Genomic DNA, 12,270 nt, shown 5'->3' with positions numbered 1-12,270 from the left:
GCCCAAAGGGCGTCCTTGGGCTGACCGCCCGCACGTCGCAGCGCCTGAACTGCACCTGGCGTATGCCGCCGGGTCAGTCGGTGGCGTTGGCCGCTTCGACGATGAGCTTGGTCACCACGCCGGGCTGGCTGGCCATGACGCTGTGAGATGCGCCGCTCACCTCGACCACCTTGCGGGCACCGGCCCGCTGGTACTCGAATCGCTCAAGCTCCGCCGGAATTGCCTTGTCGGCGGTGGCGACCAGACCCCAGGACGGGATGGTGTGCCACGCCGCCGCCTGCGTCGTATCGGCGAAGGACTGGGCGCTGAACGGCCGCTGGGTCGCGGACATCACCGTGGTGGTCGACTCCGGCAGGTCGGCGGCGAAGACGTCGCGGAACTTGTCGGCCTGGATGTAGAGGTCCGTGCCGGTCGAGCCGTCCGGGTTGGGGAAGGGCACGTGGTTCAGGGCGGGCTGGATCTCGCTACCGGGGTACTTGCCGATCAGCTCTCCGAGCGTCTCGCCCTTGTCGGGCACGAAGGCCGCGATGTAGACGAGGGCCTTGACGTCAGGGTCGTTGGCGGCCGCGTTGGTGATCACGGCCCCGCCGTAGGAGTGGCCGACCAGGACGACCGGCCCCTCGATGCTGCCCAGCACGCTGGCGAGGTACGCCGAGTCGGTGGCAAGGCCGCGCAGGGGGTTGGCCGGCGCCATGACCGGGTAGCCCTCGTCCTGGAGCCGCTTCACCACCCCGTTCCAACTGTTGGTGGCGTCGGCGAAGCCTCCGTGCACCAGCACGACCGTGGGCTTGTCCTTTCCCGAGCCGAAGTGGTGCATCGGCGCGGCGGAGGCCGTCGAGGCGAGTACACCTGCCACAGCGACGGCTGCACCGGCGGTTGCGAGCCAGGCGGAAGGCCGCAGGATACGGCGAAGGTTCATTGTCTTCTATCTCTCTCTCGGGGTGGAGACACGAAGGCGCGCAGCGCTGCGCCCCGGCGGGTGGATACCGGCCGAGTTGGTCAGGCATGAGGAACAGGCCGAATCAGAGTCGGCAGGGATCCATCCCAGGCTCGGCAGCGGCTGTTCAGCCGGCTCGACGTGCCGGGGTGGCGTGGGAAGACCTGGTCGCGGACCGTCCATCCGACGGCAGGCGACGAGGGTCTCCAGGGGTCGTCGAGCTAGGACGGGCTGTGTGCTCCGCTGGCCGCGTCCTTGATCAGCGAGGCCACCGCTGCGGGCTGGGACACATAGATCGAGTGGCTTCCAGCAGCCTCCGCCACCGTCGCGCCCGTACGCTCGCTCATGGCCCGCTGCGCGGGCGGCGGGATCATCCTGTCCTCGGTGGCGACCAGGTACCAGCTCGGCTTGGTGCGCCAGGCCGGCTCGGTCACCTGACCGCTCAGGGCGTCCACGCCCCACGGCACCTGCGAGTCAGCCATGAAGGCGGCCTGCTGCGCGGGCAGGTCGGCGGCGAAGGATCCGGCGAACTGCTCCCGGTCGAGCAGCAGGAAGCCGTCCCGGGGCGGCAGGATCGGCGGCACCGGCGCGCCGGGCGGCGGGTTGGCGATGAGGGTCTGGACCGACTCCCCCTGGTCGGGAGCGAACGCCGCGATGTAGACCAGCGCGGCCACGTTGGGGTGGTTCCCTGCCTCGCTGATGACGACGCCGCCGTAGGAGTGGCCAACGAGGACGACCGGGCCATCCTGGCCGTCCAGGACCCAGCGGGTGGCGGCCACGTCCCCCTCAAACGAGAGGGTCGGGTTCTGAACGATGGTGACGTTGAAGCCGTCGTTGGTGAGCTGGTCGTACACGCCCTGCCAGCCGGAGCCATCGACGAAGCCGCCGTGCACGAGGACGACGTTCTTCGTCGTCGAATCTGCACTCATTGTGTTCCTCCTGTTTCTGAGCGCCACCGTTCGGCGCGTCTACGACAGTAGGGCGGCGTGGTGATGGCCGATTCAGTCATTTGACTTGCCTTTGGGAAGGCCTTGGGCGGGCCCCTTCCTGCCCGCGGCACGCCTCACGCCTACGCATGCCCGGCCCCTCAGCTGAGGACTGCGGGGTGAATGCCTGCTCTTCCCGGCCCTACACCGAACGACCTTCGTTACCTGTTCTACCTATGGCCCCGCCTGGGCCGTCTGCGCCCGGCCGCCTATTCGTCCTGCCGCGGTGGATCGCCGATCTCTGTCGCCGACAGCTGGGTGAGGGCGTCCCGCAGGCCGGCGCGTGACGTGACGCCCAGCTTGGGGAACAGCTGGTACAGATGGGTGGCTACGGTACGCGGGGAGAGAGCGAGCCGAGCGCCGATCTGTTTGTTCGTCATGCCCTGCGCGGCCAGCAGGGCGATTTGCTGTTGCTGGGGCGTAAGCACTGCGAGATGTGTGGCGCCACCTTTGGGGATGGCGATGCCTGTTGCTCGCAGTTCGGCGCTGGCCCGCTCGACCCACGGGACGGCCCCCAGCCGCTGGAAGGTCTCGCGCGCCTGGGTGAGATGCCGTCGGCTTTCTGTGGTGGCCTTGATCCGACGGAGACGTTCCCCGTAGATCAGGTGGACCCGGGCCAGGTCGAAGGGCCAGCGCTGCGTACCCGGCACCGAGAGCGCCTCCTCGAAGAGCTCGACGTCCCGGCCGGCGGGAGCGACGACAGCCGAGGCGGCGGCCACGAGCAGCGCCAAACGTGGGGAGATGGCGGCGATTCCCGCCTGCCGTGCCGCGGCGGCATGCGCTGCGGCCTCGCGGCGCCGGTTCGTCCGGGCAGCAGCCTCGGTCAGGTCTAGGACGAGCCACATCGCGTGGGCGCTGTGGGAGGCCAGGACTCCTGCGGGGCTGACCGCAGCCGCGTACTGGTATGCGGCCTCAACGTCCCCTTCGCCGAACGCCGCCAACGCCCGCACGTGAGCGGCATAGCACTGCACCAGGGCAACGCCCCTGGGGGTGGCCCATCCAGTCATTTGGTCGGCCAGCGACGACGCTACGTCCGTCCGCCCTCGAGCAGCATGGATGAGCCCTCGCAGGAAAACCCCGGGCCAGGTCAGCACCCGATAGCCGTGGTCGTCACACAGTTTGAGCCCTTCCTCGGTCGCGGCAAGGGTCCGGTCCCAGTCCCCCGCGAAGAAGCCGTCGTTGCTGAGCAGGAACAATGCCTCGATCGCCGAGGCAACGGCACCACCGGTACGTCCGCTGTCCACCACTCGCCACAACGCGGGGCGGCATGAGGCCAGCCGGTCGACATAGGCGCAGGCAATGCCGATCCGGACGATCCGGCTCGGGTTCACCTCGCTGTCGACGCCGGACAGCACGGCGTCGAGCCGGTCAAGGGCTTCCGGTGCGGTACGAGCCGGGTCGGCGAGGGTCTTGCTGGTGATCCAGAGAAGTTCGGGGGTCCGGGAGCCGAGTCGGCGGATCACAGCGTCGAACGGCGCGTACAAGTCCGGCCGGCCGCCGAACAGGCAGACCAGGAGAAGCATGTGCAACGCCTCGGCGAGATTCTTCTCTTCAGCCAGATCTATGTCGCTTTCCATCTCCAAGGCGCTGACGAGCATCCGGTGCGCCGTGTCGACGTCGCCGTCGCCGTTCAGCAGTAGCGACGAGCCCGCGACCGCCGCGGCCAGGGACGCCGCGCGCCCCGGGTCGGTTCGACGAATCTCGTCGAGTAGTTGGGTGACCCGATGCAGATCACCCGTGATATTCGCCCCGAGATACGCGGCCTCGGCCGTCCGGCGGCTCCGCTCGCGACCACGAGGACTCACTTCGACGGCGCGGAGCATGGCGGTGACCGCCCCTACCGCATCGCCACGCTGGAGAGCCGCGTCTGCGACTCCTTCCAGGACTGAAGCGACCTCCGGGTCCGGCTTCACCACAGCTTCCACCAGATGCCACGCCCGCCGGTCGGGTTGGTCCCGGTAGTGGCCTGCAAGCCACCGGTGCGTCTCTCGACGCTCCTCGCTCATCGCAAGCTGAACGACAGCGGACCGCATCAACGGATGACGGAACAGCAGCCGATCCTCAGCGCGGTCCACCTGCACCAGCCGAGCCCCTTCGGCAGGCGCGAGATTCGTCGACAGGCGCCCGACAGCAGCGCCGCGCAGTACGCCCAAATCTCCTGTCCCATCGAGCACGGCGGTCAGCAGCAGGCGGCGGGTCGGCGCTGGGAGGCCCGCGATCCTGGCGGCGAACATGTTCTGGAGCCGGCGGCTCAAGGGCAGTAGCGACGGCAACCGAGCCTGCATGGTGCGCTGCGGGTCGGTGAGCGATCCCGGTAGCTCCAGCAGGGCCAGCGGATTTCCCTGAGCCTCAGCTACCAGGCGTCGCCGAACGGGGGCGGCCAGCGCGGGAAACCGATCCGTCAGCAGGGCGGCTGATGCGGCGTTGTCCAGTGGATCGACCTCGTACTCGTCAATGCCGGTTCGATCGAAGAACCCTTCCTCGCCGGAGCGGAGCGCAGCGACGAATGCGATCCGGCTGCCGGCCAGCCGGTGAGCGATGGACGCAAGGGTGACCGAGCTCGCCCGGTCGATCCAGGGAAGATCGTCGACCACGATCAGCAGTCCGCGCTCGCCGGCCGCCTGGTGCAGCAGGTCCAGCACGGCTCTCGACAGCGTCAGGTGCTCCGGGGGTGATCCGCCGCTCAGACCCAGGGCCACGGTCAGGGCCTGACAGTGCGCGGCGGCGAGCCGGTTGATGTCGTCGAGCAGGGGGTACAGGAGTTGGTTGAGCCCTGCGTAGCTCAGATCGGCCTCGAACTGTGCCCCGGCCGCCTTCAACACTCTCGTACCGGTTCCCGCCGCGTGCTGGGAAGCCGACTCCAGCAACGCTGTCTTACCCACCCCGGCCTCCCCCGTCAGCACGAGGGCGCCGCCTGTGGAGACGGCCCGGTCGACGAACGCATGAAGGGATGCGACGTCGGAGTCGCGCCCGACGAGTCGGCTGCCGGCGCCACCCCAGGTGGCGTCAGGACCCGTCATCACAGCCTCTCCTGACACCAGCCTTCTGGCTGCTGTGGGCCAAATCCGACGAGGTCGGCGGCAGCTTCGCCGATCCGCTCCTGTCAGGTGTCACGGTCATCCGAGGGTAGCTTCGCCAGTGCGTCGCGGAGCTCGGCGCGAGAGGTGACGCCGAGCTTCGGAAAGATCTGATAAAGGTGTGTTCCCACGGTTCGGGAAGAGAGAAAGAGCCGTTCGCCGATTTGCTTGTTGGTGAGGCCGGTCGCCGCGAGCTGCGCGATCTCCCGCTGCTGCTCGGTGAGCGCGGCACGCTCCGCGGGCTGAATGCCTGCGGAGCGTCCGGCCGCCCGTATCTCACGACCTGCTCGATGCGACCACGGTTCGGCACGTAGTCGCTGAAAGATGCGCCGGGCCACGGCAAGGGGCTCGCACGCCTCTTCGACCGCCTTGCTCCTGCGGAGGTATTCGCCGTGGTACAGCGTGATCCGGGCGAACTCGAACGGATGGCGGTCCGCGCCGGGCACGGCGAGTGCCTCCTCGAACAGGTCTCGCTTGCGGTCATCGGGAGCGGCGATCGCTGACGATCCGATGGCGATGAGCGCCAGGCGGGGCGAGATATCGCGGAGCCGGGCACGTTCGGCGGCAGCCGCGTGCGCTGCCACTTCGCGGTGCCTTCCAGCGAGGGTGGCGGCGTCGACGAGGTCGAGGATGGCCCACATCGCGTACGGCAGGTGCGAGGCGAGAGTTCCCGCGGGGCTGACGGCGTTCGCGTGCCGGAACGCCTCGTCAGCCTGGCCCCGCCCGAGAGCGGCCAGCGCTCGGATTCCCGAGGCGTAGGCGGTGACGAGGCCCACCCGCCTCGGCGTCGCCCCGGTGTCCAGCTGGTCGGCAACGGCGAGTGCTTCGTCGATGTCGCCTCGCGCGGCCGCGATCATCGCCCGTTGGTGCATGATCGGCCAGCCGAGCAGCCGGTAGCCGTGACTCTCGCACAGCTCGAGACCTTCGCCGCACAGCTGCGTCGCCCTGTCCCACTCGCCGGCGCTGAAGGCGTCATTGCCCAGAAGCAGGAGCGCTTGGATCGCGGCAGTGATGGCCCCACCGGTCCTGCCGTGCTCGACCACGCGGGACAGTGCTGCGCGGCAGGCGGGCAACCGATCGACATACCCCGCCGCGATCGCCACCCGAACGATGTGGCCTGGGTCGGTGTCGCTGGTCAGACGCGCGACCGCCGTGTCGAGTCGGCCGAGCATCGGCCGCGCGAGCCGAACCGGGTCAGCGTAGGTCGTGGCAAGGAGAGCCAGGAATTCCGGGATACGCGGACCGAGCCGGTCGATCGCCGCGTGGACCGGTCGCCAGAGTTCGTCACGAGCACCGAACGACGAGATTGCCACCAGGTAGTAGAGAGCTTCGATGAGAGTCTGATCCGGCGCGTCACGGTCGGAAAGCGCATCGATGGCCTCTACCACCATACGGTGCGCCGAATCAAGGTCTCCGTCGATGTGAAGTCGGTGCGAGGACAGCGCGACAGCCGAGGCCAGGGACTGTGTCGAGGCGGCATCCGCACGCCGCGCGTCGTTCAGCAGTTCTGGCACTCCGCGCAGATCACCGGTCACGTCCGCGCGGAGATAGGCGGCCTGGGCAAGCCGGCGGCTCTCGTCCCCGCCGTGGGGGCTCAGCTCGGCAGCTCGACGTAGTGCACTAACCGCACCCACCGGGTCGCCGCGTCGCTGCATTTCCACCGCGGCCCGTTCAACGAGTCCCGCCACGGACTCGTCCTTGCCCTCGGTTGCCCCTGCCAGGTGCATCGCCCGGCGGTACGGCTGGTCGTGCAACTGTTCCGCCAGTGCTGCGTGTGCCGAGCGTTGCTGGCCTGGGCTCGCCATCTGAACCACGGCAGACCTGACCAGGGGGTGCCGGAATTCGAGTCGCGAGCGGCTCATATCGACATGCACGAGTTCGGCGCGTTCGGCGTGGGAGAGGCTACTCAACCCACCTTCCCGAGCAGAGGCAGCTTTGAGCAGGCCGATGTCCCCGGTGCGCTCGAGTGCGGCGAGCAGAAGCACTCTGCGGGTGTTGTCGGGGAGCTGGCTGACCCGTGCGGCGAACATCCCCTCGAGGCGGTTGTTTAGCGGCAGGACGACAAGACCTGGCGCTACCTCCGCTCGCTGCGGTTGGCTGAGCACTCGAGGCAGTTCGAGTAACGCCAGCGGGTTGCCCTCAGCCTGATCAAGGACGAGCTGGCGCGTCCTCAGGCTCAGGTCCGGGAACCGCATCGTCACCAGGCAGGCAGCGTCGTCGTCGTCGAGTGGCTTGAGCTCCAGCTCGTCGAGTCCGGCGCCTTCGAAGCAGCCCCCTTCCCCCGTCCTGAAGGCGGCGAGGAAACCCACCCGACTACCGGCGAGTCGACGGGCGACGAAAGCGAGCACCGTGGCACTGACCGCGTCGATCCAGGGCAGGTCGTCCACGATCAGGAGCAGTGGCTGGCCGACCGTCGAGCCCCGCAACAGCGACAGCGTCGCGTTCGCCACCGCCAACTGGCTCGGGGGCTGCCCCTCGGCGAGCCCCACGGCAACACTTAGCGCCTGTTCCTGCGCCGGGCTCAGCCGACCGAGCCCGGCCAGCAGCGGGGTCAGCACCCGGAGGAGACCGGTATAACTCATCTCCGACTCGAACTCGACACCCGCCGCGCGAAGGACGCGGAATCCGCGTACCGCCGCTCGCGGTGCGGCCAGGTCCAACAACGCCGTCTTACCGGCACCCGCCTCCCCCGATACCAGCAGGGCAGCACCACCGGTCGCGCTGTCGGCGAGGAAGCCATCGAGCAGAGCCACTTCCCCGCTACGTCCGATCAGCTCGACTTCTGACTGTTCCTGCGCCGTGCCGTCCCGCGCCGGGAGAATGGACCTCACCTCGCCGCCCCTGCTCACGCCTGGATCGTACTCACGGCCGCCCTGACCAGCGGCCGGTTCGCTCCCGGGCCCCGCAACAGGGGCCGCTCGCGGACCGGCCCATCCGACCGCGCTCGTTCCTGGGCGACCAAGAGCAAGAAGGGCCGAGCGACAAGAAGGCTGCCGGCGGCCGCGGCTCCTCCGGCAAGACCGCCGGCGGGGTCGACGCCAACGCCAGCAAGCAGCACCTGATGGACGTGGCGAAGAAGCTCGACATTCGTGGCCGGGGATGAACAAGACCGACCTGGTCAACGCCACCCGCGAGGCCAACAACAGCAGCACCTGCAAGGCCCGCGGCAAGTAGCTTGATCGACCTGGCGCCCGGCGAACCGTGGCGCGGGCACGGTTGTCCTACGGCCGCACCGTCTGGGCGAATGCGCGCACCGGTTCCGACCACGCCTGCGGGTCCAGCCAGGGAAACGTGTGAGCGCCCGGAAATTCGCGGTACCGGCCGTCCGCGACGATACCGGTCAGTCGCCGCCCCCACTGCGGCGTGCTCAGCCGGTCCTCCTCGCCGCGCAGGACCAGCAGCGGCACGGTCAGTCGCGCCAATGGTTCCTCCATGACATGGCGCAGATGAGCCCGCACCAGGTGGACCAGTCGACGCAGGCCGGCGCGTTTCCACTCCGGCCGATGCGACTCGGTCAGGCCCGGCGGTTCGTGCCGGCCGTCGAGCTGCCAACGCACAAGCAGACGCAGCGGGCCGCGGGCGACGGGGTCGACGGTGGGACTGGCCAGTACCAGCCCGGCGACGCCGGAGTGGATCACGGCGGCCTCGGCTGCTACCTGGGTGCCGCTGGAATGCCCCGCCAGGACAACAGGGCCAAGATCGCGCTTGGTTAGCCAGTCGGCCACGGCGTGGCCGAACTCCGGCACCGACAACTCGTGCGGCGGATCGCCGCTGCCGGCGAATCCGGGCAGTTCCACCAGGTGCGCGCGGGTCCACTGGGCGAACGCGGCCAGGCCTGGTAGCAGATAGTCGGCCACGGCCATGCCCTGCACGAGCACGACCTCCGGGACGCCAGGTCGTGGCGCACCGATCGCGCGGCTGCGCATCCGACCCAGGATCCCGTCGTGGTACGACGTGGTCACATCGCGCGGGAACTTGGGCATGGCCTGCTTGATACCCGTGCGGGCGGGCATGATTCGGCCGGAGGTGCTCATGAAGTTGCCGCGTGAGATCGCCGGTTTCGACTCCGCGTCCGCGATGGTCGTTGCGTTGGCCCGGTTCCTGCACGGGCGGGACACGCCGCCGCTGGGCAAACCCGCCCTGCGGGTGTTGCGGCCGGCCGCGATGGTTGCCGCGAGGCTGCCGCTGCGCACCCGTGAGTGGATCTACAGCGTGTTCAGCGGCGCCGAGGGACGTCCCGAGCCGGATATTGCCAAGATCGACATCGACGCCGTGGCGGGATCGATTGCCGGGTTGTATCCGCGCCGCCGCTACCCCGCGGTGGTGATCGGGTCCTCCGATGGTGCGCTGATCCATCTCTGCGCCGCGCTGGGTGTGCCCTGGCTGCCGCAGACGCTGCTGTTGCCCGTACGCCAGCGTGGGGTTCCGCCCGACGATCCGGTGCTGGCCGCGCACGCGTTCGACTCCACCGCCCGCGCGATGCTCGATCGCAACCCCGATCTGGTGCTGCATCACATGCATGATCCGAGCCAGGATCGGCTCACGCTGCGCCGAATGGCGTACTTTCGGGTCAAACGCATCCGGCTGGGTCGCGCGTACGAGAAGTTCCTCGCCGAGGTTCTCGAACCAGGCGGCGTCATCCTGACGGCCGAATGCGGCCAGCGGTGGCCCACGAGCCGCATTGGTGAGCGGCATCTGTTCCAGTTCGGTGCCGTCGGCGGCATGTCACCGCAGGAGTACCGCGACGGAGGGCCGCGGGTCGCGGGATATCTTCACCGCTACGGCGCCCCGGTCAGCAAGTGGCAGGCGCCGCCAGCCGACGGCGAGAGCCCGGAAGCGGAATGGGGCTTCGAGCCGGCGCTTCACGACGATCTCGCCGCCTTCGCCGACCGCCACGGCTACCGGCTGAGCAGGCTGGTGTTCGACGAGCCTGAGAACCTCAGCCCGCTGATCGCGGACCTGTACCGCTGGTGGTACCGGCAACGCGACCTACCGGGTGACCGGCTGCTGATCGACTCGTTCATGCTGCTGGACCCGTGGTGGACCCTACGCACCGGCGCCGTGCCCTACTGGACCGCTTTCCCTGTTCAACCGTCTCTCGACGCTGTGCACCGCTATCTGAACAGCGGCGAGCAATACGACTACCTGCACCTGGGGTTGTTCTGCCACGGTGTCGACTCGGTGGGCATAGCCAGCGCCGACCAATGGCGTGAGCTGCTACGGCGAGCCCGCATCGCCGGCGTCTTCGCAGGTGTATCACCCAACCGGTATCCCAACGACCCGCAAGTGTTCTTCAGCTACCAGCGTGCGATACGCGCAATCCCGCACCGCCACCCCATACCGAAGCCCCTGCCGCTGGCCGCCTTCGAGAAGTTCGTGCGCAACGCACCAGGCCGATACCCGCGGGTGCAACTCCACACCACCTGAGTGCAAAGGCTCCCGCACAGCGGGTCGGGTGTCTACGTGACGAACGTGCGGGCGTAGGGGGCGGCCTGCGAAAAGGCCCTGGATCGAGGGGCCGGCGAACACCGCACCACCCGTACCGACATCGAGTGGCTCAACGATGACGAGCGGCATGACCGACTGCACTACTTGTGGCATGTGCGGACGTCGCACGCCTGGCAAACGTGAGCCAGCAATGCCGACGCCTTCGGATTCCACCGAAAAGGTCACCGAGTCGAAGTGCCTAGGCAATCCCTCGCACGTGGGACGCGCTGCGCCACCGGACAACCCAGCCCAATGTCACGATCGGATCGCATCCGGCTCCCGCGTCGGTTGCGCGGTCGAGTAGCAGGTTGCGCAGACTCCGACCCCGCCAGCCATGGCAGGAGCACTAGACTCGCGATGACTGCGGGTAACGATACAAGCACCTTTCGTGACCACCCTAGGTACTTGAGGGCAGGCGTCCTCGCAGCAGGCGCAGAGGGGGAAAACGACGTGGCCCATGACGTTCACGCGGGAGAAGTTGACGAACTGACGTTCATCAACCCAAGGGGTCTCTACGATCCTCGGCCGAACGCCTACTCGCATCTTGCGGTATTCCCGGCCGACTGGCGGATGATCCTTCCGGCAGGACAAGGCGGCGAGACTGAGGACGGCACTCTGGCGGAGGACTTCGGGACGCAGCTCAGGCAAGCGCTGGCCAACACGGCAACTGTGCTTGCAGCCGCCGGCGCCACGATGTCGGACGTAGCGAAGTTCAACCTCCTCGTCGTTGACCACAACGAGGAGAAGTTTGGGGTGGTGAAACAGGAGTTCGATCGCGTATGGGGTGACCGGAAACCGGCATGGACTCTGATCCCGGTGCCCGCCCTGGCGCTGGACGGGATGCTGATTGAGATCGACGTTATCGCTGTGGTGCCGCGGTGAGGTCGTGGACAGGGGCGGCCATCGAGTGCCCCTTGGCCTCTGAGCAGCTTGTCAACAGAGCTGCTGATGTCAGCGGACTAGGGCCTGTCCTGCCGATCTTGTAGGGGTTGGTCGTTGACGATGTGCCGGTGGTGCGTCGTGGTGAGCTGACCGATGAGGCGTGGGCGGTGATCGCGCCGTTGCTGCCCGAGCCGAGTGGTGCGCGGGGGCGGTGGCGGGATCACCGTCAGGTCATCAATGGGAACCTGTGGAAGCTGCGTACGGGTGCGCCGTGGCGTGACCTGCCGGAACGGTTCGGGCCGTGGAAGTCTTGCCACGAACGGCTGCGTCGGTGGACGGCCGACGGGACGTGGGATCGGATCCTCGCTCCCCGACCAGTGCGGCGACGCCTGGTGCGCAAGATGGCGAGGCCATCGGCCGGTCCCGAGGCGGGCTGAGCACGAAGATCCACCTCGCCGTCGACGGACGTGGCCGGCCGTTGTCGATTCTGCTCACCCCAGGTCAGGCCGGCGACAACCCCCAGCTGCTGGTGCTGCTGGACGCGATCTGCGTCAACGAGCCGGGACCGGGCCGACCCCGCAAACGCCCCGACGTGCTGATCGCCGACAAGGGCTACGCCCACGAGTCCACCCGCCGCGCTTTGCGGCACCGCGGGATCCGGCACGTCATCCCGGAACGCTCGGACCAGGTCGCCCGCCGGGCCGCCAAGGGCAGCGCCGGCGGGCGGCCACCCGCCTTCGACCGGGGCGGTCTACAAGAAGCGCAACGTGGTGGAACGCTGCTTCAACCGCCTCAAGCAGTGGCGAGACCTGGCCACCCGCTACGCCAAACGCGCATCCCTCTACCGGGCCAGCCTCGTCCTCATCGCCGCTGTCATCTGGCTTCCATGATCGGCAGAAAA

The 12,270-nt window shown here is 68.5% G+C and carries 7 protein-coding genes and 1 pseudogene; 3 read left to right on the top strand and 5 right to left on the bottom strand.

Annotation, left to right across the window (positions count from 1 at the left end; translation table 11 throughout):
• Positions 1–73 precede the first annotated feature (73 nt).
• The 5 genes from NCC78_RS00295 to NCC78_RS00275 form a co-directional block, all read right to left on the bottom strand.
• Complete coding sequence (locus tag NCC78_RS00295; RefSeq protein WP_284706189.1) at positions 74–856, bottom strand: alpha/beta fold hydrolase; 783 nt, start codon at positions 854–856, stop codon at positions 74–76.
• A 302-nt stretch (positions 857–1,158) separates the two neighbouring features.
• Positions 1,159–1,866, bottom strand: coding sequence for an alpha/beta hydrolase (locus tag NCC78_RS00290; protein ID WP_250790977.1), 708 nt, complete (start codon positions 1,864–1,866; stop codon positions 1,159–1,161).
• Positions 1,867–2,132: 266 nt separating this feature from the next.
• Positions 2,133–4,943, bottom strand: coding sequence for an ATP-binding protein (locus NCC78_RS00285; protein ID WP_250790976.1), 2,811 nt, complete (start codon positions 4,941–4,943; stop codon positions 2,133–2,135).
• Positions 4,944–5,026: 83 nt separating this feature from the next.
• Positions 5,027–7,849, bottom strand: coding sequence for a helix-turn-helix transcriptional regulator (locus NCC78_RS00280; RefSeq protein ID WP_250790975.1), 2,823 nt, complete (start codon positions 7,847–7,849; stop codon positions 5,027–5,029).
• Between the two features lie 372 nt (positions 7,850–8,221).
• Positions 8,222–9,034 carry an alpha/beta fold hydrolase gene (locus NCC78_RS00275; RefSeq protein ID WP_250790974.1) on the bottom strand — a complete coding sequence of 271 codons (813 nt, stop codon included), beginning with the start codon at positions 9,032–9,034 and terminating at the stop codon, positions 8,222–8,224.
• Between NCC78_RS00275 and NCC78_RS00270 the strand changes: the two genes are divergently transcribed.
• The 3 genes and pseudogenes from NCC78_RS00270 (at position 9,027) to NCC78_RS00260 (ending at position 12,259) form a co-directional block, all read left to right on the top strand.
• Entirely contained in the window at positions 9,027–10,427 is a 1,401-nt protein-coding gene (locus tag NCC78_RS00270; protein WP_250790973.1) for a hypothetical protein, read from the top strand. The two genes, NCC78_RS00275 and NCC78_RS00270, sit on opposite strands and share 8 nt — an antisense overlap.
• Before the next feature lie 465 nt (positions 10,428–10,892).
• The gene (locus tag NCC78_RS00265) at positions 10,893–11,369 is read left to right on the top strand and encodes a RidA family protein (protein ID WP_250790972.1); all 477 of its coding nucleotides are present in this window, start codon (positions 10,893–10,895) and stop codon (positions 11,367–11,369) included.
• A gap of 131 nt (positions 11,370–11,500) precedes the next feature.
• A pseudogene (locus NCC78_RS00260) lies at positions 11,501–12,259 on the top strand (IS5 family transposase).
• Positions 12,260–12,270 lie beyond the last annotated feature (11 nt).

The sequence above is a fragment of the Micromonospora phytophila genome (assembly GCF_023656545.1).
GTDB lineage: Bacteria > Actinomycetota > Actinomycetes > Mycobacteriales > Micromonosporaceae > Micromonospora > Micromonospora phytophila.
Note: the sequence above shows the minus strand (reverse complement) of the source record. Positions and strands in the feature narration are given on the sequence as shown.

Bases quoted from the DNA above. Each gene is read 5' to 3' on its own strand.
- NCC78_RS00290 (WP_250790977.1), bottom strand. From the start codon at position 1,866: ATGAGTGCAGATTCGACGACGAAGAACGTCGTCCTCGTGCACGGCGGC.
- NCC78_RS00285 (WP_250790976.1), bottom strand. From the start codon at position 4,943: ATGACGGGTCCTGACGCCACCTGGGGTGGCGCCGGCAGCCGACTCGTC.
- NCC78_RS00275 (WP_250790974.1), bottom strand. From the start codon at position 9,034: ATGAGCACCTCCGGCCGAATCATGCCCGCCCGCACGGGTATCAAGCAG.